General features: G+C 63.7%; 22 protein-coding genes. 8 read left to right on the top strand and 14 right to left on the bottom strand.

Going from position 1 to position 23,614, the window contains the following annotated elements; genetic code table 11:
* The first annotated feature begins 151 nt into the window (after positions 1-151).
* Entirely contained in the window at positions 152-1,222 is a 1,071-nt protein-coding gene (locus tag ACQ4MJ_RS05755; protein ID WP_431149574.1) for a DUF6352 family protein, read from the top strand.
* 100 nt (positions 1,223-1,322) lie between these two features.
* Here the strand turns inward: ACQ4MJ_RS05755 and putA are convergent, their stop codons facing one another.
* Complete coding sequence (gene putA / locus ACQ4MJ_RS05760) at positions 1,323-5,069, bottom strand: trifunctional transcriptional regulator/proline dehydrogenase/L-glutamate gamma-semialdehyde dehydrogenase (protein ID WP_431149573.1); 3,747 nt, start codon at positions 5,067-5,069, stop codon at positions 1,323-1,325.
* Between the two features lie 139 nt (positions 5,070-5,208).
* Here putA and ACQ4MJ_RS05765 point away from each other — a divergent pair, with 139 nt between their 5' ends.
* From ACQ4MJ_RS05765 to rlmD, 3 genes are all read left to right on the top strand, one after another.
* Positions 5,209-5,682: an Lrp/AsnC ligand binding domain-containing protein gene (locus ACQ4MJ_RS05765; RefSeq protein WP_431153112.1), complete on the top strand. Its 474-nt coding sequence runs from the start codon at positions 5,209-5,211 to the stop codon at positions 5,680-5,682.
* A 109-nt stretch (positions 5,683-5,791) separates the two neighbouring features.
* Positions 5,792-6,103: a hypothetical protein gene (locus ACQ4MJ_RS05770; protein WP_055398142.1), complete on the top strand. Its 312-nt coding sequence runs from the start codon at positions 5,792-5,794 to the stop codon at positions 6,101-6,103.
* Between the two features lie 55 nt (positions 6,104-6,158).
* Complete coding sequence (gene rlmD, locus ACQ4MJ_RS05775) at positions 6,159-7,622, top strand: 23S rRNA (uracil(1939)-C(5))-methyltransferase RlmD (RefSeq protein WP_121420473.1); 1,464 nt, start codon at positions 6,159-6,161, stop codon at positions 7,620-7,622.
* A gap of 61 nt (positions 7,623-7,683) precedes the next feature.
* On the opposite strand, the gene ACQ4MJ_RS05780 is transcribed toward rlmD, so the two are convergent.
* Both ACQ4MJ_RS05780 and ACQ4MJ_RS05785 read right to left on the bottom strand, forming a co-directional pair.
* Positions 7,684-8,058, bottom strand: coding sequence for a hypothetical protein (locus tag ACQ4MJ_RS05780; RefSeq protein WP_055398140.1), 375 nt, complete (start codon positions 8,056-8,058; stop codon positions 7,684-7,686).
* A 117-nt stretch (positions 8,059-8,175) separates the two neighbouring features.
* Complete coding sequence (locus tag ACQ4MJ_RS05785; RefSeq protein WP_055398139.1) at positions 8,176-8,871, bottom strand: Bax inhibitor-1/YccA family protein; 696 nt, start codon at positions 8,869-8,871, stop codon at positions 8,176-8,178.
* Between the two features lie 250 nt (positions 8,872-9,121).
* Between ACQ4MJ_RS05785 and ACQ4MJ_RS05790 the strand changes: the two genes are divergently transcribed.
* A complete protein-coding gene (locus ACQ4MJ_RS05790) occupies positions 9,122-9,529 on the top strand; it encodes a GlcG/HbpS family heme-binding protein (protein WP_121420472.1) in 408 nt (135 codons plus the stop codon).
* 290 nt (positions 9,530-9,819) lie between these two features.
* Here the strand turns inward: ACQ4MJ_RS05790 and hemP are convergent, their stop codons facing one another.
* The 9 genes from hemP to ACQ4MJ_RS05835 form a co-directional block, all read right to left on the bottom strand.
* Positions 9,820-10,041, bottom strand: a complete 222-nt coding sequence (hemP, locus tag ACQ4MJ_RS05795; RefSeq protein ID WP_431149572.1) for a hemin uptake protein HemP — start codon at positions 10,039-10,041, stop codon at positions 9,820-9,822.
* A gap of 268 nt (positions 10,042-10,309) precedes the next feature.
* The gene (locus ACQ4MJ_RS05800; RefSeq protein WP_055398136.1) at positions 10,310-10,720 is read right to left on the bottom strand and encodes an ExbD/TolR family protein; all 411 of its coding nucleotides are present in this window, start codon (positions 10,718-10,720) and stop codon (positions 10,310-10,312) included.
* A 3-nt stretch (positions 10,721-10,723) separates the two neighbouring features.
* Positions 10,724-11,443 carry a MotA/TolQ/ExbB proton channel family protein gene (locus ACQ4MJ_RS05805; RefSeq protein WP_055398135.1) on the bottom strand — a complete coding sequence of 240 codons (720 nt, stop codon included), beginning with the start codon at positions 11,441-11,443 and terminating at the stop codon, positions 10,724-10,726.
* Positions 11,444-11,482: 39 nt separating this feature from the next.
* Positions 11,483-12,172, bottom strand: a complete 690-nt coding sequence (locus ACQ4MJ_RS05810) for an energy transducer TonB (RefSeq protein ID WP_431149571.1) — start codon at positions 12,170-12,172, stop codon at positions 11,483-11,485.
* A gap of 98 nt (positions 12,173-12,270) precedes the next feature.
* Complete coding sequence (locus ACQ4MJ_RS05815; protein WP_055402706.1) at positions 12,271-12,543, bottom strand: (2Fe-2S)-binding protein; 273 nt, start codon at positions 12,541-12,543, stop codon at positions 12,271-12,273.
* A gap of 116 nt (positions 12,544-12,659) precedes the next feature.
* A complete protein-coding gene (locus tag ACQ4MJ_RS05820) occupies positions 12,660-13,793 on the bottom strand; it encodes an alpha-hydroxy acid oxidase (RefSeq protein ID WP_431149570.1) in 1,134 nt (377 codons plus the stop codon).
* Entirely contained in the window at positions 13,790-14,473 is a 684-nt protein-coding gene (locus ACQ4MJ_RS05825) for a Fe2+-dependent dioxygenase (RefSeq protein WP_431149569.1), read from the bottom strand. Before ACQ4MJ_RS05825 ends, ACQ4MJ_RS05820 begins: the two co-directional genes overlap by 4 nt.
* A gap of 161 nt (positions 14,474-14,634) precedes the next feature.
* Positions 14,635-16,806 (bottom strand): TonB-dependent receptor, encoded by a 2,172-nt coding sequence (locus ACQ4MJ_RS05830; RefSeq protein ID WP_431153111.1) that lies wholly within the window; start codon positions 16,804-16,806, stop codon positions 14,635-14,637.
* Between the two features lie 348 nt (positions 16,807-17,154).
* Complete coding sequence (locus ACQ4MJ_RS05835) at positions 17,155-17,475, bottom strand: SWIB/MDM2 domain-containing protein (RefSeq protein ID WP_055402700.1); 321 nt, start codon at positions 17,473-17,475, stop codon at positions 17,155-17,157.
* Positions 17,476-17,949: 474 nt separating this feature from the next.
* Here ACQ4MJ_RS05835 and rraA point away from each other — a divergent pair, with 474 nt between their 5' ends.
* Positions 17,950-18,465, top strand: a complete 516-nt coding sequence (rraA, locus tag ACQ4MJ_RS05840; RefSeq protein ID WP_431149568.1) for a ribonuclease E activity regulator RraA — start codon at positions 17,950-17,952, stop codon at positions 18,463-18,465.
* A gap of 20 nt (positions 18,466-18,485) precedes the next feature.
* Here rraA and ACQ4MJ_RS05845 read toward each other — a convergent pair whose 3' ends face one another.
* Positions 18,486-19,448, bottom strand: a complete 963-nt coding sequence (locus tag ACQ4MJ_RS05845) for a DMT family transporter (RefSeq protein ID WP_431173695.1) — start codon at positions 19,446-19,448, stop codon at positions 18,486-18,488.
* Positions 19,449-19,486: 38 nt separating this feature from the next.
* Here ACQ4MJ_RS05845 and ACQ4MJ_RS05850 point away from each other — a divergent pair, with 38 nt between their 5' ends.
* A complete protein-coding gene (locus tag ACQ4MJ_RS05850) occupies positions 19,487-19,909 on the top strand; it encodes a gamma-glutamylcyclotransferase family protein (protein ID WP_431149567.1) in 423 nt (140 codons plus the stop codon).
* A gap of 259 nt (positions 19,910-20,168) precedes the next feature.
* Positions 20,169-21,500, top strand: a complete 1,332-nt coding sequence (gene aceA / locus ACQ4MJ_RS05855) for an isocitrate lyase (RefSeq protein WP_055402695.1) — start codon at positions 20,169-20,171, stop codon at positions 21,498-21,500.
* 160 nt (positions 21,501-21,660) lie between these two features.
* Here the strand turns inward: aceA and ACQ4MJ_RS05860 are convergent, their stop codons facing one another.
* Positions 21,661-23,601: a hypothetical protein gene (locus ACQ4MJ_RS05860; protein WP_431149566.1), complete on the bottom strand. Its 1,941-nt coding sequence runs from the start codon at positions 23,599-23,601 to the stop codon at positions 21,661-21,663.
* Between the last annotated feature and the right edge of the window lie 13 nt (positions 23,602-23,614).

The following is a 23,614-nucleotide window of genomic DNA, read 5'->3' on the forward strand; positions in this document are numbered from 1 at the left end:
GTGTCAACGCCGCGTCGCACCTTCCCGTGAAGCCACTTGTTGCCCACCCACATTCACCCCAGCATTCACCTCCCGTCTTCCATGGTCCGACCCTTGACGCTTCCCACCGCGCCGCCACAACGTTCTTCTTCCTGGGGCAGAGGTCCTTCGCATGACGCCAGCTGCTGATTTCTGGCCCGGATGTGGCTTTCAGGCGCTGGCCCGGGATGCGCGCGGCTGGCTGGTGCCTTCCGATGAATACCTGCAGTGGCTGCTTGCCCGGCCTGAACTGGCGCTGGTGCCAGAGTCCTGCGCCGCCGAGATCGCCCTGCACGAATCTCTGGCGTTATCGCCTGCACGGGTGGTTTTGTCGGCCGAACTGGCAGCGGTGCAGGACGACGACGCCCGCGAAAACTACACCGTGTTCGTGCGTTTTCGCGATGGCCTGCTGGCCGCCGGCACGTTGGAGGCGTATTACTTGCAGCTCATGCGCAGCGGGGCGGTGAACGTGCCTGCCGTGTTCATCGATGCCGTGGTGCAGGCCCTGCTGCGCAAAGTGCTGGACAACTGCAACGACGCCTTCGAAGCCCGCGCCGCCGAGATGCTGTTTCGCTCGCAGCGCATCACCTTGCAAGACGGGCAAATGCTGGCAGGCGACCGGGCGACGCTCGACATGCTCAACGAGACCGCGGGCCTGGGCGAGGTGGGCCGCTTGCTGCTGCAAAGCGGTGCACTGCAGCCCACGGCGCAGGTCAAGGTGCTGTCGGCCGACAATGCGGCGCAATATTGGCAGGAGAGCGACCGCCACCACTTTCTGCTCGACCTGACCCATGAGCTGACGCAGGACCTGAGCCATGGCCTGACCTTCAAGATGACCCGCGCCCGTTCTGGCCTGAAGGCGCTGGCGCGGGTGCTGGAGCGCTGGGTCGGCCACTTGCTGGGCGTGCAAGTGCAGATCGAGCCTGTGCACCAGGTCACCGACAGCGCGTGGCGCTGGCATGTGGGGCTGGATGTGGAGTCCACCGCCATCCTCAACGACCTGTATCAGGATCGGCCGGTGGATGGCGAGCGCATGGCGCGGCTGGTGAGCCTGTTCACGCTGACCTTTGCCAACCCGGCCGAGATGCGTGCCGATGTGGCGGGCAAGCCGGTGTACCTGGGGCTGGCGACCAACGCCGAGGGCGTGGTGCGCATCAAGCCGCAGAACCTGTTGCTCAATCTGCCGCTGGCATCGGTATCTTGAGTGCTATTAAATTAATAGCTAATAGCGCTTGATGAATAAGCGCTAGCAGCCAATTTTATTCAAATTTCTCCAGGTTGGATGATGGCCCGATGCTGGGCCCTCATCCAATTGTCATCAGGCTCGCGTTGCCGCCAGCTGCGGCTGTGTTCACGCTCAGCGCGCGCTCGATCAGCAGGCGCTCCAGCGGGATGTCCGTGGCACCGGGCTGCAGTGCCGTCACACCCACGATAGGCCCCGCGCGGCGGGCGAGGGCGGTGCACACGGCCTGCAGCGAGGGGGCGTCACCGTGGTGCAGCACGGCATCCAGCTCCAGCGTGCCGTCGTTCAGCGTGTTGTCCTGCAACTGGATCTGCGCCTGCACCAGCGTGGGCAATGGCGTGCGCTGGCTGGCCTGGGCGCTGGGCCACAGGGCCGTGCCACCGGTGGCGAGCACGGCCGCAGTCTGTACCAGCAGGTCATCCACACTTCGCGCCAGGCATAGCACGCGGGCACGAGGGGCCAGGGTGTAGACGTTGCGCTCGCCCGTGGGGCCGGGCAGGGTGCGGGCGGTGCCGCTTTGGGTTTGCTGGGCAAACTGTTGGCAAGTGTTGGCCAGGGCTGCATTGCCCTGGATCTGCGCCCATTGCTGCAAGGTGGCCAGGGGCGCCAGCAGGCGCTCGCGCACTGCCTCTTCGGGCGGCGTAGCGCGGTCGGCGTCGGCAAAGGTGCGCGCCAGCACATCGGCCGGGCGCTGCGACAGCAGGCGCAGCAGGTACAGCGGCCCACCTGCCTTGGGCCCCGTGCCCGACAGGCCTTCGCCGCCAAAGGGCTGCACGCCCACCACGGCGCCCACCATGTTGCGGTTGACGTACACGTTGCCAGCATGGGCCCGGTTCACCACGCGGGCAATGGTTTCGTCGATGCGGGTGTGCACGCCTTGCGTCAGGCCGTAGCCGGTGGCGTTGATCTGGTCGAGCAACTGGTCGAGATCGTTGCGCGCATAGCGCACCAGGTGCAGCACGGGGCCGAAGACTTCGCGCTGCAGCTCGCCGATGTGATTCAGCTCGATCAGCGTGGGGGGCACAAAAGTGCCTTGGCTGGTCGCGGTCGCAAGGTGCTGCGGGTGCTGGAACACCCGATGGCCTTGGGCCTTGAAGTTCTCGATGTGTTGGGTGATGCCCGCTTGTGCTTCGACGTCGATCACCGGGCCCACGTCCACGCGCAGCTCGCCAGGGTTGCCCACGCGAAGTTCACCCATGGCACCTTGCAGCATCTCCACCACGCGGTCGGCGGCGTCTTCCTGCACACACAACACGCGCAGGGCGGAGCAGCGCTGGCCTGCGCTGTCAAAGGCGGACGACACGGCATCGCCCACCACCTGTTCCACCAGCGCGGACGAGTCCACGATCATCGCGTTCTGCCCGCCCGTCTCGGCAATCAACGGGATGGGGCGGCCTGCGGCATCGAGTCGGCCCGCCACGGTGCGCTGCAGTATGCGCGCCACTTCGGTGGAGCCAGTGAACATCACGCCCATCACGCGGGCGTCACCGATCAGGCGCGCGCCCACGGTCTCGCCCTGGCCGGGTAGCAGTTGCACCGCCGCACGGGGCACACCAGCCTGCCACAGCAGGCGCACGGCCTCGGCGGCGATCAGCGGGGTTTGCTCTGCCGGCTTGGCCAGCACGGGGTTGCCTGCGGCCAGCGCTGCCGCCACCTGGCCCATGAAGATGGCAAGCGGGAAGTTCCAGGGGCTGATGCAGGCCACTGGGCCCAGCGGGATGTGGGTGGCGTTGTCGAAGGTGCTTTGCACCTGGGCCGCGTAGTAGCGCAGGAAGTCCACCGCCTCGCGCACCTCGGCCACGGCGTTGCTTGCGCTCTTGCCTGCTTCGCGCATCAGCAGGCCCAGCAGGGGCTGCATACGTTCTTCCAGCAGGTCGGCGGTGCGGAGCAGGGCGGCAGCGCGCTCTGCGGGCGGCGTGGCGGCCCAGGGGGCTGCCGCGGCCTGGGCGTGGGCCAGGGCCTGGTCCACTTCGGCAGTGGTGGCCTCTTGAACTTTGCCCACCACGTCGCTGTGGTCGGCAGGGTTGCGCACGGGCTGGTTGGGGCCTGCAGGGGCATCGGTGCCCAGCAAGGGAGTCGCCTTCCAGGCATGGGCCGCCGTGGCTTGCAGGGCGGCGGTCAGTTCGGTCAGCGTGTTCTCGTTCGACAGGTCGAGCCCGCGCGAGTTGGCGCGGTGCGCGCCATACAGGCCTTGGGGTGTGGCAATGCGGGGGTGGGGCAGGCCGGCGGCACCTTCTGCTGCGGCTTGCTGGTCCACCGCCAACACGGGGCTCTTTACCAGCTCATCCAGCGCAATGGTTTCGTCGGCAATGCGGTTCACGAAGGAGGTGTTAGCGCCGTTTTCGAGCAGGCGGCGTACCAAGTAGGCCAACAGTGTTTCGTGCGTGCCCACGGGGGCGTAGATGCGGCACGGGCGGCCGAGCTTGCCCGCAGTGATGGCGCCCACCACCTGCTCATAGAGCGGCTCGCCCATGCCGTGCAGGCACTGGAACTCGTACTGCCCCGCGTAGTAGTTGCTGCCCGCCAGTTGGTAGATGGTGGCCACCGTCTCGGCGTTGTGGGTGGCGAACTGGGGGTACACGGCTTCCGGCGCGCCCAGCAGCTTCTTGGCGCAGGCGATGTACGAAATGTCGGTGTGCACCTTGCGGGTGTAGACGGGGTAGTCCTCCAGGCCATCGACCTGGGCGCGCTTGATTTCGCTATCCCAGTAAGCGCCCTTGACCAGGCGCACCATCAGTCGGCGTTGGGTGCGGCGGGCCAAGTCCACCACGCATTCGATGACGAAGGGGCAGCGCTTTTGGTAGGCCTGGATGACGAAGCCAATGCCGTTCCAGCCCGCCAGCGTGGGCTCGTGGCACAGGCGCTCCAGCAGGTCCAGCGACAGCTCCAGGCGGTCGGTTTCTTCGGCGTCGATGTTCAGGCCAATGTCGTACTGCTTGGCCAGCGCGGTCAGGCGCAACACCAGCGGGTACAGCTCATCCATCACACGGCCAAACTGTGCGCGGCTGTAGCGCGGGTGCAGGGCCGAGAGCTTGATGGAGATACCCGGCCCTTCATAGATGCCACGCCCGGCAGACGCCTTGCCAATCGCATGGATGGCTTGCTCATACGAGGCGTAGTAGTGCTTGGCGTCTTCACTGGTCAGCGCAGCCTCACCCAGCATGTCGTACGAATAGCGAAAGCCCTCGGCCTCCATCGTGCGGGCGTTGCGCAGCGCTTCGTCGATGGTTTCACCGGTCACAAACTGCTCGCCCATCATGCGCATGGCCATGTCCACGCCCTTGCGGATCAGCGGCTCGCCGCCTTTGCCGATCAGGCGGCTGAGCGAGTTGCCCAGGCTGCCTTCGCTGTGCGTGGCCACCAGCTTGCCGGTGATGAGCAGGCCCCAGGTGGCGGCGTTGACGAACAGCGACGGGCTCTTGCCCAGGTGGGCATCCCACTGGCCGTGGCTGATCTTGTCGCGGATCAGCGCGTCGCGTGTGGCCTTGTCGGGGATGCGCAGCAGCGCCTCGGCCAGGCACATCAGCGCCACGCCTTCTTGCGACGACAGCGAAAACTCCTGCAGCAGCCCCTGCACGATGCCCGCACGTCCGGCGCTGGCCTTGCGTTCGCGCAGCGCCTTGGCAATGCGCAGCGCCAGTTGCTCGGCCGACGCTGCTTGATCGGCAGGCAGGCGGGCTTGGGCCAGCAGCGGGGCCAGGGCCTCGGGCTCGGGGCGGCGGGTGGCGGCGGTAATGGCGGCGCGCAGCGGGTTGTTCAGCGGCGTGCGGGGCGCGAAGTCTGCAAACGGGGCGGAGGGCTGCGTCATGGCGGTGTCTTTCAGGGGTTTGGCGGGGCCCAACACGGGGGAAAGTGTTGGTGGGGCGCGTTATTGGCGATGATCCTTGGGTTGGTGGTGAATAAATGGTCGAAAATTGACTTCTACACCGAATTAATCGCTAATCATGATGCAAGCAGAAACCGATCTCGACCGGATTGACCGCAAGATCCTGTCAATCCTGCAGGAAGACGGCCGCATTGCCAACCTCAAGCTGGCCGAGGCGGTGGCTCTGTCGCCCACGGCCGTGCTGGCGCGCGTGCAGCGCCTCACGCGGGATGGCTTCATCCTCGGCTACGAGGCGCGCCTGAACCCCCTGAAGCTGGGCGCGGGCATGCTGGTGTTTGTGGAGGTGCTGCTGGACCGCACCACGCCCAATGTGTTCGACCAGTTCAAGGCCGCCGTGCAGGTGCACCCCGAAATCATGGAATGCCACATGGTGGCGGGCGGGTTCGACTACCTGCTCAAAACCCGCTCAGCCGACATGAACGCCTACCGCGTGTTCGCGGGCAATGTGCTGTGGCAGTTGCCCGGCGTGCGCGAGACCCGCACCTATGCGGTGATGGAAGAGGTCAAACACACCAACCATCTGCATCTGCGGTGAAAGCCACGGGGTTCGTGCTGCCGCGCCGCAGCCTCCAGCGGCCACATTGGCGTTGCCTGCCAAAGCCCGCATAATGCCCGGCAGACCTGTCAGATTGAGGAGAAGAACCATGATCCGCTTTCCATACGCTACTGCTGCCCTGCTGGCGGCGGCCTTTTTCAGCCAGTCGGCTGCAGCCTCGTGCTACGTGGTTTACGGCCCCGACCAGGACATCGTGTACCGCGCCCCCCAGCCACCGGTGGACCTGTCCTACCAGATCCACCAGACCCTGCCACAGGTTGCCCCGGGCTCCACGCTGGTGTTCTCGCCTGACAACCACAACTGCGACCTCCCCATCAACAAGCTTCCCCTGGCGTCTGCTCAAGGGGCTACGGGTTCCATGGGCATGGGCGGTCGTCCCGCCCGCGCAGACCGCAGCTGAGCGCCCGGTTCAGCGGCCCGTGCGGGGGCTGTCCCGGGCCTGAGACAATCGGGGGATGAGCGAACCGAAAGAACTATCCCCCTCGTTTGAACCCACCGCGCAGGATTCCCAGAGCGACTTGCCCGAAGGCTGGCTGCAAGTGCAGTCCATGGACCTGGATGCCCAGGGCGTTGCCCGCAAGCCCGACGGCAAGGTGATCTTCATCGACGGTGCCCTGCCGTTCGAGCTGGTCACCGCCAACACCCACCGCAAAAAGAACAACTGGGAGCAGGCCAGCCTGGTGGCGATTCACCGCGAATCGTCGCAGCGTGTGCGCCCCGGCTGCCAGCACTTTGGCCTGCACGCCGGTGCCTGCGGTGGCTGCAAGATGCAGCACCTGCACGTGGGCGCCCAGGTTGCCGTCAAGCAGCGCGTGCTCGAAGACAACCTCTGGCACCTGGGCAAGGTCAAGGCCCAGACCATGCTGCGGCCCATCGAAGGCCCGTCCTGGGGTTATCGCTACCGCGCCCGTTTGTCAGTGCGCCATGTGATCAAGAAGGGCCAGGTGCTGATCGGCTTTCACGAACGCAAGAGCCGCTATGTGGCCGACATGCAGCAGTGCCCCGTGCTGCCCCCCCATGTGGACGCCATGCTGATGCCCTTGCGCGCGCTGATTGCCGGCATGGATGCGCGCGACACCTGCCCCCAGATCGAACTGGCCTGCGGCGACACCGTAACCGCGTTGGTGCTGCGGCACCTTGAGCCGCTGAGTGCGGATGACCTCGCCCGGTTGCGCGCCTTTGCGGCCGAACACCACGTGCAATGGTGGCTGCAGCCCAAGGGGCCCGACACGGTGAAGCTGCTGGACGAAGGGGGCGAGCTGCTGTCATATGCGCTGCCGGACTTTGGCATCACCATGCCGTTCAAGCCCACCGACTTCACCCAGGTGAACCCGCACATCAACCGCGTGCTGGTGTCGCGTGCGCTGCGCCTGCTGGATGTGCAGCCGCACGAACGCGTGATCGACTGGTTTTGCGGTTTGGGCAATTTCACGCTCCCACTGGCCACACAGGCGCGCGAGGTGCTGGGCATCGAAGGCAGCGAGGCCCTGGTAGCCCGTTCGCGCGAAAACTATGCATTGAATCAGGCCGTGGCGCCTGACCATAAAGCGCTAGCAGCTACTGATTTTGTAGCGCGCAACCTGTTCGAGATGACCCCGGAAATGCTGGTGGCCGATGGATCTGCCGACAAATGGCTGGTGGACCCACCCCGCGAAGGGGCGTTTGCCCTGGCCAAGGCCCTTGCCGACATCGAGCAGGCGCGCATCGGCGCCGAAGGCGCGGGCCCGCTGCCAACAGGGGCGGAGGGCTGGGCCCCGCCGAAGCGCATCGTCTACGTGAGCTGCAACCCCGCCACACTGGCGCGCGACGCCGGGCTGCTCGTGCACCTGGCAGGCTACCGGTGCACGGCGGCGGGCATGGTGAACATGTTCCCGCACACGGCACACGTTGAGAGCATGGCGGTGTTCGAGCGCGACTGAGCGAAGGGGGGAGGCCGACAACGGCGCTGCCTGCCTCCTCAGGTGTCGATTGCGGGACGGACTAGCTGCGATTGCGGCTGGCAGCCGGGTCGCGTGGCTCGGTTTCGATGTCGCTGGATCGTTCGGTGCGCTCGGGTTTCTCGACCTTGCCGAGCACTGACGGTGCGCCTTCGATCTTGTTTTCGCGCATGTAGGCGTCCATGTCCTTCCACCCGGCAAACACCGAGGCCTTGGGGGCCTTGGGGTTCAAGGTGTAGCAGTCTTCCAGGCCCCGCAGCGCGTGGCGGCAGGCGCCGCCGATGGCCTTGGCTTCCTCCTCACGCTGGGCGACGCGCGGATCGGGGCCCAGGCCGGGAATCTTGTCGCAGGCAGTCAGCAGCAGGATGCTGGAAAGAGCCAGCAGCCGTAGTGCGGTGGAGGAAGGTTTGCGATACATGTACTTGCATTATCGGCACGCCGTGCGCGCTATTGAGCCCCGGGCTGTGCAAAGCCGCAAGAAAAAAGGCTCCCGAAGGAGCCTTTGAGGGAAATCACCTGCTTGCAGGTGCGCGGGTTACTCGCGCTCCCCGCCCATGATGCCCAGCAGGGCCAGCAGGCTCTGGAACACGTTGAAGATGTCCAGATACAGCGCCAGAGTAGCGCTGATGTAGTTGGTTTCGCCGCCGTCCAGGATCTGCTTCAAGTCATACAGCATGTAGGCGCTGAAGATGCCGATGGCCGCCACCGAGATCGCCATCATGCCGACCGAGGAGCCCACGAACACGTTGATGACAGCGCCGACCATGAGCACCAGAGCGCCCACCATCAGCCACTTGCCCATGCCCGACAGATCGCGCTTGATCACGCTGGCGAGGCTGGCCATCACGAAGAACACGCCAGCGGTGCCGGCAAACGCCGTCATGATGAGGTCGGTACCGTTCTTGAAACCCAGTACCATGCCGATCAGGCGCGAGAGCATGAGGCCCATGAAGAACGTGAAGGCGAGCAGCACAGGCACGCCAGCGGCCGAGCGCTTGGTCTTTTCGATCGCGAACATGAAAGCGAACGCGCCGCCCAGGAACACGATCAGGCCCACGCCGCCGCGCAGCGACTGGGTGATGCCTGTGGCAACGCCCACCCAAGCGCCGAGCACCGTGGGGATCATGCTCAGTGCGAGCAGCCAGTAAGTATTGCGAAGCACCTTGTGGCGCTCTTCCTGCGAGATGCCATAGCCCGCAGAGTGGCCCAGGGTGGTGACTTGGTCATTCATCTTGTGTCTCTCCTTGTTGGCCTGCACAACGCAGACATGACAAATTTTAGGTGGTGATGGTTTTTGGCCCTGCAATACCCGCATCCGGTCACCTACTTTTGGTAAGGGTTCTTTCACCCTGGTTGGGGGTGAAGGGCGGTTGGGATGCCGCTATGCTTGCCGCTTCTTGTGCCGGGCTGGCCCGTTGGCAGCCGCACAGCCTCCATTTCATCTCTCTGTTTCTCTACTTTTCCATTTCTCGGATCGCACCATGAAAACCAAACACGAACTCGAACTGGCCGACGTCAAGGCCGTCGCCGCAGCGGCCGAAGCCGAAGCCCTCAAGAACAACTGGGCAGTGACCATCGCCATCGTCGATGACGGCGGCCATCTGCTGTGGCTGCAGCGCCTGGATGGCGCCGCAGCGGTGTCGTCCCACATCGCCCCGTCCAAAGCGCGCACGGCCGCTTTGGGGCGCCGTGAGAGCAAGGTGTACGAGGACGTGATCAACGGTGGCCGCACATCCTTCCTGAGCGCCCCCACCATCGACGGCCTGCTCGAAGGCGGCGTGCCGATCCTCAAGGACGGCCAGTGCCTGGGCGCCGTGGGCGTGAGCGGTGTGAAGTCCACGGAAGATGCGCAGATTGCCCGCGCCGGGATTGCAGCGCTGGGGCTTTGATACCCGCGGGTTGCTGGAGATTGCTATAAAAATAATAGCTGCTGGCGCTTTTCCATCAAGCGCTAGCAACCAAAAAAGCTTTAAACCTTCAGGGCAGACCTGCATCTCCCATAAAAAAACCGGCCACTGGCCGGTTTTTTTATGGGGTTCGATGAATCCTGGGGCGAGGAGAGCTGGGGAGAAAAAAAGCCTGGCTACGCGGGCGAACCCGTTGGCTGGCAAAAACGACCCTTTCGAGCTTGTTGCAAGCCCGGGAGTCGCCCCACGATGAAACTTGGTTCCTGGTGCAATTACTTGGTGAGGATGAGCTTGCCCAGCTTGGTGGCCTGCAGGCGATATACCGAGCCGTTGTGGCTGATCGCTACCGCTTTCTGACCCTGAAGCAGGGCACTGCTGTCCACGGCGCCAGCCACTGCGTCGGCAGGGTGGGGCGTGTCCCGATCCGTGTGTGGCACGGGCAGGTCTGAAGGGGCAGTACGCAGGAGCGAGGCGGCGGTCAGTGTGGCTTGCATGAAGAGTATTCCTGTTGCGTTGCAGTGCGTTTTGTTAATGATAACGATTCGCAATTACGAGTCAAGCGGGTTTGGTGTTTCTTTTTGTTGTTTTTTATGGCCTGTGCGACCCTGAAAAGACTTTGAACAGGTTCTGAGGGCCTTCAACGCCTGTGCCCGGGCAGCGTTGCTGCACCGGGCACAGGCGTAAAAACGTTCTTGAAAGTGACCTGCAGGCGGTGCTGATTCGGGCGAAATGGATTCACTGCGCCTGTAAAGCCCGACCCACTCAGGACTGGGGCTCGGTCACGAACCCAATCTTGCGCACGCCGGCCCGCTGCGCTGCGGCCATGGCCTGGGCTACGAACTCGTAGCGCACGTTCTTGTCGCCCCGGATGTGCAGGTCGGGCTGGGGTTCCTTGGCGGCCTCGGTCTGCAGTCGGGGGAAGAGTTCTTCCTCCGTGACCTCGAACTCGTTCCAGAAGTACTTGCCATCGGCCGACACCGACAGGCGCACGGTCTCGGGCTTGATGTTCTCGGGCTGGTTGGTGGCGCGGGGCAGGTCCACGTTCACCGAGTGTTTCATCACCGGCACGGTGATGATGAAGATGATGAGCAGCACCAGCATGACGTCCACGAGGGGCGTCATGTTGATCTCGTTCATCACGTCATCGGCATCGTCTTGGGTTCCGAAGGCCATGGCTTAGCCACCTTTCTTCATGGGCAGGACCTTGCCTTGCTCGCCGGGCGCATTCACGCGGGCGCCGGTCACAAAGTAGGCATGCAGGTCGTGCGCAAAGCTGTTGAGGCCGCCCAGGATGGACTTGTTGCCACGCACCAGCGCGTTATAGCCCAGCACGGCAGGGATGGCCACGGCCAGGCCCAGGGCGGTCATGATCAGCGCCTCGCCGATGGGGCCGGCCACCTTGTCGATGGTGGACTGGCCCGAGGTACCAATGGCCAGCAGCGCGTGGTAGATGCCCCAGACGGTGCCGAACAGGCCGATGAACGGCGCAGTGGAACCCACCGAGGCCAGGATGGCCAAGCCCGATTGCAGGCGTGCAGTGAACTCGTCAATGCAGTTGCGCAGGCAGCGGGTGACCCAGTCGCTCACGTCCAGGCTGTCGTGCAGGTGGGCCTTGGTGTTGCGGTGGTGGGCGGTGGCTTCGCGGCCTTCCAGCGCCAGGTGGCGGAAGGGGTTGGTGGGGTCGGCGCCCAGCTTGGTCAGGCCGGCGGCAAAGTCTTCGCTGTGCCAGAAATCCTGTGCGGCGCGGGCGTGTTTCTTGAACTTGATGATGTCCAGCGCCTTGATGAGGATGACGATCCACGATGCCAGCGACATGGCCAGCAGCAGGATGGCGACGGCGCGGGTGACAAAGTCACCCTGGATCCAGACGTTGGCGATGCCGAATTGCGATTCCATGAGAAAACTCCCTAAAGCGATGATTGGTGGTGAATGCGGTTATTCGAGAACGAAATTGACAGGGACCAGGTTCCACATGGTCTCGGGCACGCCGTTGCGTTTGCCCGGCACGAAGCGCCAGCGCATGACGGCCTCCTGGGCCTGCCGGTCCAGGCGGTCGAAGCCGCTGGACTTGTTGATTTCCACCTTCTGCGGGGTGCCATCGATGCCGATCAGTACGCGCAGCACCACCTTGCCCTGTTCGCCCATGCGTTTGCTGATGGCGGGGTAGCTGGGTTTGGGGTTGTTCAGGTAAGCGGCGTCGCTCGACGGCAGCTCGATCTTGGGCGGTGCGGGCGGAGCCGGGGGGGCTGGCGCAGGCGCAGGCGGGGCGACGGGCGCCTCAATGGGCGGCGCAGGTGGCTGGGGTGTGGTGGTGCCCGTGGGGGCGTTGGGCGCCGGGGTGGGGTCGGCAATGGCCACCGGCATGGGTGCGGGGCGCGGAGCCACCTTGGGGGCGGGCTTGGGCGGTGGGGGTGGCGCTGGCGGCGGGGGGGTGACCTTGGGCGGAGCGGGGGGCGCGATGAACTCGGTCAGCAGTTCTGCTGGCACGATGACTTCGGCGGCCTTGCGCAGCAGGCCCGATTGCAGGGCCCAGAGGCCCGCAACATGCAGCGCGACGACGGAGCCCACGATCACGGTATTGCGGCTGAGCCCCCCGGGGGTGGCAAATCGATCTGGGTGAGACATAAAAATGATAGCAGCTAGCGCTTGTAAATCAAGCGCTAGCGCCCTAAAAGACCTCGATTATTTGCGAAAGATCCACCAGGCCGAGCCTGCGACGAGGATCAGGCTGCCTGCGAGTGTAGAGAGGAGTTCCATGACTTGCTTTCCAGGATGGAGCTGGCAAGCTGGATCGTTTTCGGCGCTGCCTCATTGTGCAGGGCGGCCACCGGACTCGATGCACTGCACTGCGCCACCACATCCCGGGCGCAGCTTTCGCAGCACCCGCATTGGGTGGCCACGCCCAGTTCAAACTGGATTTCGTCAAAGCTCATGCCTGCACGTGCGTGGCGGGCAATCTCACGGTCGGAAATCCGGCGGCAAACACAGACGATCATGGCGGCAGGCAGTGTGGCTGGCTGTTGAAGGTGATCTTATTATAAATACGAATCTATCGCATTTGCAATAAATCATTTCCTGCAACGGGGACAAGGCCCACGGGGCGGGCAGGTCGTCAACGCGGCACCAGCAGCGCCGGGGATGCGTCGGCCAGGGTGGCACAGCCGGTGAGCGCCATGGCGATCTCCAGTTCATCGCGCAGCAGCCGCAGCACGTGGGCCACGCCAGCTGCGCCAGCATTGGTCAGGCCGTGGACGGCGGGGCGCCCCACCAGCACGGCGCTGGCTCCCAAGGCCATGGCCTTGAGCACGTCGGTGCCGCGCCGGATGCCTCCGTCCACCAGCACAGGCATCGCTGCGCTCACCGCGCGGACTGCCTCGACCACGTGCGGCAGCTGGGTGGCGGTGGCGGGCGTGGTGTCCAGCGTGCGCCCACCATGGTTGGAGACGATGATCCCCGCCACGCCCAGGTTGGTGGCCTCGCGGGCGTCGTCGGGGTGCAGCACGCCTTTCAGCAGCACGGGCAGCCGGGTGATGGACTGCAGCCACTGCACATCGGCCCAGGTGGGGGCGTGGTGAAGAAGGCCGTCGAACAGTGCGCTTTGGCCGGGGGCGAGCGGGACTTCCGGCGCCGGCAGCATGCCCAGCAGGTTGACGGCGGTGATGCCGGTCGGAAGGCGGAACCCGGCACGGCGCTCGCGGTCGCGTGCGCCATGGCAGGGGGCGTCTACCGTCAGTACCAGGGCTTCGTAGCCCGCGCGCTCGGCCCGTTCGACCAGTTCGCGGGTGAAGTCTCGGTCGTGCTGCAGGTACAGCTGAAACCACAATGGCCCTCGCCCCGCGTCGTCCCGGATGGCATTGGCCACGGCCTCCAGCCGGGTGCTTGCCTGGGTGCTCAGCACCATGCCTGCGCCCAGGGCGGCTGCGGCATAGGCGGCGCCCAGTTCGCCATCGGGGTGGGCCATGCGCTGGTAGGCCATGGGGGCCAGCAGGATGGGGTGGGCCAGCGTGCGGCCGAGCAGTTCCACCCGCGTGTGCCCGCCCGCCAGCGGGCGCAGCACGCGGGGCAGCAGACCCATCCGGTCCCAGGCATGGCGGTTGGCAGCCAGCGTGATCTCGTCGGCCGCAGCCCCGTTGAAATAGGCCCAGGCTCCAGGCTCCAGGTGGGTGGCGGCATGGGTTTCGTGGTCCGCCAGGTTCACGATACCAGGCGGCAGGACGGTGCGGGGATCGGAGGCAGGCTGGCTCACGTATCCGCCCACATGCGCAGCAGGTTGTGGTACGTCCCCGTCAGGGCCACGGTCTCCGGCGATTCGCCGTGCTCTTGCCGCAGGCGCAGCAGTGCCATGTCCATGTTGTAGAGCAGGCGCCGCTGCTCGTCGCTGCGCACCATGCTTTCAACCCAGAAGAAACAGGCCATACGGTGCCCCCGGGTCACAGGGCGCACCTGGTGCACGCTGGTGCCGGGGTAGATCACCGCGTGGCCTGCAGGCAGCTTGACGCGTTGCTCACCAAAGGTGTCGTCGATGCAGAGCTCGCCGCCGTCGTATTCGTCGGGCTCGGACAGAAACACGGTGCACGAGATGTCGGTGCGCAGGCGTTCGCGCCGGTCCGCCATCTGACGCACGGCGCTGTCCACATGGTCGCCGTAGTGGTTGGCGTCGCCGCCGTAGCGGTTGATGCGCGGGGGGAAGACGCGCTTGGGCAGGGTGGCGGTCAGGAACAGCGCACTGCGGTCCAGCGACGCCATCACCAGGGCTGAAATGCGCTGCGCAGCCTCGCAGTCGCGGGGCAACTGTTCATTGTTCTTGGCTTGGCGCGCCTGCGTGCCCGCACTGTCCTTGCCATCGGCCCAGGGGGCGCTGCGCAGCAGCTGGCGGGCGGTCTGCAGGTCATGGGGCGAGAGAAGATCGGGGAGCGTGAGGAGCATGGCGGGGGTTGTAAAGCAAAAAAGCCGCCCCGGTAAGGGGGCGGCAAATACCTTGAAGAAACGTTGTGACGCAGGTCAGAGATAACTCGCGCAAAACAGAGGGTTGCCACCTGCCTGCCCCGTCGAGCTGCAGGTGGCCATCTATGTCTGCACGAGCCCTGTCAGAACTTCATGCTGGCCGTGACCTGGAAGACGCGGCCCGCGCCCGGAATGTAGTGGCCGCTGTAGATCGAGTCGGCGTAGAGCTTGTTCGTCACGTTGCTCAGATTGGCCTTGATCGTGTAGCGCTCGTTGATGGCGTATTCGGCCATCAGGTCGGCGGTCACGTAGCCGGGCACTTCCCAGCCGGGGTTGCGGTTGGGGGTTTGCGAGCTGCGGAAGTTCAGGCCGCCACCCACGCGCAGTTCGGGTGTGATCTGGTAGGTGGTCCACACCGTGCCGCTGTGGCGGGGCGTGAGCGAGGGGCGTGTACCCTGGCCTTCGGCGCCTTCAGCACCGATGTCGATCTTTGCGCTGGGCATCCACATGTACGAGCCATAGATCTCCCACTTGGACGTCAAGCGGCCGGTGATGTCGATCTCGGCACCCGCGGCGTGGCGCTTGCCCGACAGCACGGCGATGTTCAGGTCGGGGTCCGTGTTGCGCTCACGGTACTTGGTGGAGTGGAACACGGCCAGTCGTGTGGTGAAGCGCTTGTCGGCCGAGTCCAGCTTGGCGCCGATTTCGATGTTGCGGCTGGCTTCGGGCGGCGTGTTCACCGTCTGGGCGCTGTACGAATACGTGTCTCCCGATGTGTTGAACGACGTGCCGTACGAGAAGTGGTACGACTGCAGGTCGTTGGGCTGGTACAGCACGCCTGCACGCTTGCTCCACTCGGAAATCTTCTGGCGGTAGCTGGTGGTGGTGACGGGGCCTGGCGCATCGGCAGGAATGCCGAACGTGTTGTAGCGGCCGTCCATGTTGTCGTAGCGCAGGCCGGCCAGCAGCTTCCAGTGCGGAGCGATCTGGATCAGGTCTTGGGCATAGATGCCAAAGCCCTTGGCTTCAAAGTTGCTGGTGTCGCGCAGCACGCGCAGGGTTTCGTCCACGCCGACGCCGTCGTTCGGTGTGCCCACGGTGGTCGGCGGTTTCGTGATATTGACGCCCCCTTGCGCTGCAGTGCGTGCGCCATACACGGTCTTCTTTTCGTGGGAAAAGTCTGCACCTGCCAGCAATTCGTGCTTGTAGCCCAGGGCTTCAAATTTCTTGCTGAAGTCGCTTTGCAGGTGCACCGTGTCCATGTCCTGGATCTTCAGGTGCGTGCCGCGCGTCAGGCGCGTGGCCGGGCCGAAGTTCTCCAGCGTGGCAGCCACGCCGCCGGGTTGCTGGGCGGCCGCTGCCAGGCGGATGGCGCCAGCGCGCTGGTCACGCTCGAAGCGGCCCACGCGCAGTTGCGTCTTGAGCTCGGCATCGCCGTTAAAGCGGTGGATGTGACCCAGCGTGGCAAAGCTTGCACTGCCGGCGTTGTAGTCGCTGGCGGCGCCGTAGTAGGCCTTGGGGTCCAGCGGCAGCAGCGTGGTGTCGCTGGCGGGCGCGCCTGCGCTGCGGCGGATCCAGGGCATGCCGTAGTTCATGCCGTTCTTGTTGTCCAGGTGGTACAGGCTCACGGAGAACTCGTCGCGCGTTCCGATGCCAAAGGCGTAGGTGCCGGCAATGCCCTTCTTCTCGACGCTGCTGCCCGAGCCGTTGTTGTCGGCCGTGGTGCTCATCGCGTTCAGGCGCAGGGCTGCGTTTTCGCCGGTGAGGATGTTGAAGTCGCCCGTGATGCGGCGGTATTGGTGGCTGCCCAGGGTCAGGTCGACCTGGTGCGAATCGATAAGGCGCGGGGCCTTGCTCACCTGGTTGACCGCGCCGCCGGTGGAGCCCCGGCCGAACAGCATCGATGCCGAGCCACGCAGCAGTTCGACGCGGTCCAGGTTGAAGGTATCGCGGTCATAAAACGCGGGGTCGCGCATGCCGTCGATGAACATGTCACCCGTGCTTTGCAGCGCAAAGCCGCGCAGGCGGATGTCTTCCTCGCCGCCTTCTGCCGCCAGGAAGGTGATGCCAGCGGTGTTCTTCAGGGCTTCCTTGACGGTGTCGAGGTTGCGGTCGTCGATCAGGCGTTCGGTGACTACGGTGACCGACTGGGGAATGTCACGCAGCTGCTGCTTGCCCTTGCCGATGGTGGTCTCGGTGGCGCGCACGCTGTCTTTGCCCTCGGGGGCTTCGGCACGTTCTTTGACGACCACGGGGGCCAGCGTTTTCTCGGGGGTGGTGGTCTGTGCCATGGCGCCCACAGAGGCAGCCAACATGAGTGCGCCCAGCGGGAGCAGGGCCTTGTCGGACGACAGGCCGCGCGGTGTGGTGGACACGAAGGAAGGAGAGGATTGTTGTGGGCGCAGCACGGAGCTGCGGCGCTGAGCGCGTGGTTTTGCCAAGATGGCCTCCGTCGGTGGGGATGTGCTGATGGCGCGCGGGGCGCCAGGCGCAGGCGAGAGGCAGTGGCTAGATCAACATGGCTGTGCTTCGACTTGCTTCATTATGTTACATCAAATGCGGGTCATTCTCATTTGCATTGATGTTAATGCGCCACAGTCTGCTGGAGTACAGGCGAAAAAAAGCCGGCTGAGCCGGCTTCTTTGGTGCACCAGGTGCGGGGATTATTTGACGTGCTTGCCAATCAGGCCAGCCAGCTCAAACATCGAGACCTGGGGCTTGCCGAACAGCTCTTTGAGCTTGGCATCGGCGTTGATGTTGCGCTTGTTGGTGGCGTCCTGCAGGTTGTTGGCCTTGATGTAGACCCACAGCTTGCTGATGATCTCCGTGCGTGGCAGCGGTGCCGAGCCCACCACGGCGGCCAGCGCGGGGCTGGGCGTGAGCGCTTTCATGAAAGCAGCGTTGGGGGTGCGCTTCTTGGCGGGGGCAGCAGCCGTCTTGGCTGCGGGGGCTGTTTTTGCCGGAGCTTTTTTTGCAGTTGCCATGTTGGGTTTTCCTTGTTGGAAGTAAATTTTCACCAGCGAAAACTAGGCTTTCCCACTGGCAGGCTGATGCTACTGGGAAAAAAACGCGTTTCCAAGGGAGAAACGGCTTTTTTTGCCTCGATTTGTAGCCGTGGTGCCGCGTGCAGGCCAATAAGTTGCCCACGCTGCGCTCCTGCCTTGACAAAGCGGCCTGCGCGGGCCGCGTTTGAGGGCCTGCCCCTGGGGCTGTATGACAATGCGGGGCAACCTGCGTGGCCCGGCGCTAGGAGGCTTCGCGGCAGAAGGCATCGAAGCGAAACGCGCGAAAACCGGGGATCGCGCGGTGCTACCGACAAGCCCAGGGTGGACCCTTGGGCGCAGGAGGTAGTACCGCGCGAGACCGGTTTATCGCACGTTGCAGCCGATGTTCCTTCTGCCGCGCAGCCTCCTAGCCGCTTTCCCTGTTGTTCATTCCGCCTGAAAGGCTTTCGAAACATGACTGCTGCACCTTCCTCCACCCCCTTCAGCACCTGTGATTTTTGCGACGAGCACAAGGATGATATGAGCGGGTCTTTCCGCGTTTTGCCCCCCGTTTTCCAGAGTTTTGGCGGTGTGGCCGCGTTTGCGGGCCCCGTGAGCACGGTCAAGTGCCATGAGGACAACACGCAGGTCAAGGCTGCTGTGGAGTCGCCGGGTGAGGGCCGCGTGCTGGTGGTGGATGGGGGTGGATCGCTGCGCCGCGCGCTGGTGGGTGGCAATCTGGCGGCTGCCGCTGCGCGCAATGGCTGGGCCGGCCTGGTGGTGGATGGCTGCGTGCGTGACGTGGCCGAACTGAACGCCGCAGCCGTCGGCCTTCGTGCGCTGGGGTTGATGCCATTGCCCACCGAGCGCCGTGGCGAGGGGCAGCGCGATGTGGCCGTGCAGATCCAGGGGGTCTGGGTGCGGCCGGGCGACTGGCTGTATGCCGATGCGGATGGCATCGTGGTCAGCACACAGCCCTTGGCTGCGTAGCGATCGCGGTCGGGCTATCATCACCTTGCTTGATTGTCGCGTCGGCCGACACGCAGCGCTGTGCGTGAGGGCAGGGTGGCCAGCAGCATGCTGGCCAGCGCGATGGCAAACGCCGCCCATTGCCAGACGGTCAGTGATTCGCCCAGCACGAGCACGCCGACCAGCGCCGCGCTCACTGGCAACATGACCGAGAAGACGCCGCCCTGAGCAGCCGGCACGGCCTTGAGCCCGGTCATCCAGAGCCACACTGTCAACACGCAGGCGGCCAGCGCGTAGAACACCAGCAGCGTCCAGGTGCCCCAGCCTACGGCGGCAAAGTCAAAATGCCAAGCGGCGTACAGCCCGAACGGCGTGGACAGCACAAAGCCCCACAGGTTGATGAGCGAGGTGATGCGCTTGGGGCCCAGACTGCTGGTGAGCATCTTGCCGATCACCGTGTAAGCAGCTTCGCACACCACCGCGCCCAGCAGCAGCAAGGGCCCCAACCATGCAAGGTTTTGAGTATTTTGGGTGCCTAGCGCTTGTCCAATATGCGCTGAATGCTCTTGTTTTGATAGCGAAAACAAGGCAATCCCCGCCACGGCACAAACCACGGCGGCCCAGGTGCGTGGCGCCACGCGTTCGTGCAAAAAGAGCCAGCCCATCACCGCCACCGCGGCGGGAATCGCGGCCAGGGTCACTCCGGCCGTGACCGCATCGGTGAGGCTCACGCCATAGATCATGCAGATGGTGAACAGGAAATTGCCCAGAAACGACTGTAGAAACAACAGCCGCCGGGTTTGTGGGGCGAGGGGCGGCTCATCCACAGGTTTGCGGAGCCAATGCAGCATGGCTATGCCACCAATGCCAAAACGCATCCATGCGAGCAGAAAAACCGGCAGCACGGCGGCCAGCGGTTTGGACAGCGCCACGTAGCTGCCCACCAGCGCCATGCTGAGGGCCAGGCACAGGTAGGCAAAGGGGCGGCTGGGAGTGGTGTTCACTAGACTGGTGATCGCTCAACGAAAAGGAGGTGCGCATCATGCCCGACGAAACCCCGCCCGCCAGCCCTGCACGCCATGTCTTTGTCTATGGCACCTTGCGGCGCGGCGGATCCAATGACATCACCCGCCTTCGCCCGGCGCCAAGATTCATGGGGGCCGCCCAGGTGCCTGGGGTGCTCTACCACCTGGGGGCCTATCCCGGCATGGCGTTGGGCGGGCCCCTGGGGGTGGTGCACGGGGAGGTGTATGCCATCGAGCCAGCGCTGGAAGCCGTACTGGACGAGATCGAGGACCTGGGGGCGACCCCCAGTGACGAGTATGTGAAGCGCGAGATCGTGGTTGATGTGGGCGGGCAGGGCGTGCCTTGCCTGGTCTATGAGATCAATCCCCGGTATGTAGTCTCTGCACCCCGGATTGCCGGGGGGGACTGGCTGCAAGCGCCGTCTTTGGCCGCGTTGTGAATGCTGATTTTTTTGCAATGCGGAATTTCGATTCCTCAATGTGGAATATGATAGATGTTGCATTGCCACATTTTTTCTCGATATGAGAAATCAATTTCTGTATTGAGAAATGCTGTGGTTAAGTTGTTGTTTTTCAAGGAGAAAATTTATCTCTTCTATAAGACATAAGAGCTTGCACAAGTCTTATAGAAGACTTAAAGTTGTCTCCAAGGGCAGCACAAGCAGCCCGGCGTTTTCAACCAACCTCTGGAGTGATCTCATGCCCCAATCCCTCAACGAACAACTGAGCCGCGAACAGCAAATTGCCGCCCTGGAAAAAGACTGGGCGACCAACCCCCGCTGGAAGGGCGTGAAGCGCGGTTACAGCGCTGCCGACGTGGTGCGTCTGCGCGGCTCGTTGCCCATTGAGCACACGCTGGCCAAGCGCGGCGCTGAAAAGTTGTGGGACAAGATCAACGGCGGCGCCAAGAAGGGCTACGTCAACGCGTTCGGCGCCATCTCCGCCGGCCAGGCCATGCAGCAAGCCAAGGCAGGCCTCGAAGCCGTGTACCTGTCGGGCTGGCAAGTGGCCGCTGATGGCAACACCAGCGAAACCATGTATCCCGACCAGTCGCTGTATGCCTACGACTCGGTGCCCACCATGGTTCGCCGCATCAACAACACCTTCAAGCGCGCTGACGAAATCCAGTGGGGCCGTGGCATCAACCCCGGCGACAAGGAATTCATCGACTACTTCCTGCCTATCGTGGCCGATGCTGAAGCCGGTTTCGGCGGCGTGCTGAACGCGTTCGAACTGATGAAGAACATGATCCAGTCGGGCGCTGCTGGCGTTCACTTTGAAGATCAACTGGCCGCCGTGAAGAAGTGCGGCCACATGGGTGGCAAGGTGCTGGTGCCTACGCAAGAAGCCTGCGAAAAGCTGATCTCCGCACGTTTCGCGGCCGACGTGATGGGCGTGTCCACCATCGTTCTGGCCCGTACCGACGCTGAAGCCGCCAACCTGATCACGTCCGACCACGACGCCAACGACAAGCCCTTCCTGACCGGCGAGCGCACGCAAGAAGGCTTCTACCGCGTCAAGAACGGCCTGGAGCAAGCCATCAGCCGTGGCGTGGCCTACGCCCCCTACGCCGATCTGGTGTGGTGCGAAACCGGCGTGCCAGACATCGGCTTCGCCCGTGAATTTGCGCAAGCTGTGCACGCCGCCTGCCCCGGCAAGCTGCTGTCGTACAACTGCTCGCCATCGTTCAACTGGAAGAAGAACCTCAACGACAAGCAGATCGCTTCGTTCCAGGAAGACCTGTCGGCTCTGGGCTACAAGTACCAGTTCATCACGTTGGCCGGCATCCACATCAATTGGTTCAACACGTTCCAGTTCGCCCATGCATACGCTCAAGGCGAAGGCATGAAGCACTACACCGAAATGGTGCAAGAGCCAGAATTCGCAGCACGCGAGAAGGGCTACACCTTCGTGTCGCACCAGCAGGAAGTGGGCGCAGGCTACTTTGACGATGTGACCACGGTGATCCAGGGCGGCTCGTCCTCCGTGAAGGCCCTGACGGGTTCGACCGAAGAAGAGCAGTTCCACTGATCTGAAATCCCCCGCACAGGGGATGGAGTTACGGCAAGACAAGAAGCCACCCTGCGGGGTGGCTTTTTTCATCGCTCTCTTTCGTTTGGTGTGGGACGCATCGGGGCCGGGCGGTACGCGCACATGGGCTTTGCGTGGTCTTTCCGGGGAGTTCGCCCCGTCAGTGCACAGTGATGGGACGGGTAATTGCCGAAACGTCGCAATCCAGTGGGCCCAGCGTCGACGAAATGGTGGCGCCGTAGGCTCGGCTTGCGGGCATGGTCAGTGTCCATTCCAGATCGTAGTAGTTGGAACCAAGGTACCGGGCGTGCGCGGTGGTCAGGGGCTTTTTGTACTCGGCGCCCTGGACCTTCCAATGGGCCTGTTGTTCGATGGGGTAGTCCCTGCCGCACCGCAAGGCAACACGCACGATGGTTTCTGGCGCAGGCGGGAGGGTGAGGGTCAGGCCTTCTGCGAGTCGTGCTGGCAGGAAGGTCATGTAGTCCATCTTTTTGTTGGACAGGACATTGTTTTCTGCCTTGCCATTGACCAGCGCACCAGTGTTGCGGACTGCATAAATCGCGCTGGCGCCCACTGTGGTCATGGCCTGCAAGCCTTTGGTGAAGTCGAACCGGAGTGCATCCTGATCGTTGGCGATGAAATAAAGGGTTTGCGAAACCTGCCCCGTCGTAGCCGGAGAGGGGCAAGGCGCGTCGAGCGTCCGGTTGACGGCGTTGCTCATCACCATGGGGTCCAGGCCGATGACTTGGTCCTGGCAAATCCCTCGGCTCGACAGGCCGTCGCGCATCGCATGCAGGTACTTGAATGTGTACCCCGGAATCTTGTATTCCAGGGGTTCCAGTTTGGGGAAAAACAGCGATGCGAGCAGGAGATCGTGTTTGCCCCTTTTCTCGAACTGAAGGTAAAGGTTCAGATGGGCGACGACAACGAGGACCAAGGATGTTGCGGCTAGGGCATTGAAGTGCCCGGTCGAAAGTGACGCTTTTTCGCTGGCGCGCGCCAAACCATGGGCCGCCAATACTGCAAGCCACGGGTGCACCACGTCCAGGTGCCAAAAAGCGCCCTGGCTTAGAAAAGCCATGGAAACGATGAACCACAGCACCGTGGTGAGCAATATCCAGCGGAGGGTCCGCTCTTTTGCTGCATAGACGATGCCCAGCAACACCCCTCCCAGCATCAGAGTCAGGTGAAAGGCCGTCAGTGCGCCCAGTCCACTGATGGCCGGCTGGATGCTCTCAATGGCGCTGTAGGGCATCAGGAAAACGTCACGCCATTTGTCCATGTCCAACAGATTGCTGAGCCAGCCATGGCCGGAGGCTGTGGCGGCCGACGCAGGCGCGGGCGACAACAGCTTCGAGACGGCCCCTGATTGGCTTCCCCACACGGCTGCCATCCCTGCAATGAGGAGCAGGGAAGCCAGCGTTCTACGGTTCAGGAGAACCTGGTAGTTCAGCAGTGCGTAGGCTCCCAGGCCCAGCAACAATGGCGCTGCAGAGGGGTGGATTTGTACAAGCAGGAATGCCGCCAGCGGAAGCAACAGCCCATCGTGACGGTGCTGTTGCGCAAGGCTGATGAACAACCCCAGGACCACATTGCTCAATGTCATCACCAGAGCAGGATTCCAGGCGCTGTGGGTGTAGAAAGACGCAAAGACGGGGAATGCCAGCACTGCATAGGCAAGTGCACATCTGGAACCCAACTGTGCGTGGATGACGCGGAGCAGATACCAGACCGACTGCGCAAACAGAGCGCCGAATGTGATGAAGATCGCAGCCTCGGTGTCCCTGACCAGAAGGGGCAGGGCGAGCAGGTAGTAAAAACCTGGCGGCAGGTTGAAACGTTCCCCGAACAGCGGAGGACCGTTGAGCGGCCATTCCTGGTGATGGATCAGTCTGCGTGCTATTTCCACGTCGCGGATCTGGTCAGGGCCGTGGAATGTAATGTCAAAGAAGTAGACCTGTATGGCCCCCAGGATGGCGACAAAGATCAGCGCTATCCAGTAGCTTGATGTTCGCTGGCGGGTCATCAAAGCGGCTGTCTGCATGTCTACCTTTTTGATCGTCTTGTTGCTGGGGGCTGCGCCCTGTTCCTCGAAGGGCAAGAGAGCCCAAGAC

The organism is Acidovorax facilis (assembly GCF_050626955.1).
Lineage (GTDB): Bacteria > Pseudomonadota > Gammaproteobacteria > Burkholderiales > Burkholderiaceae_C > Acidovorax > Acidovorax facilis.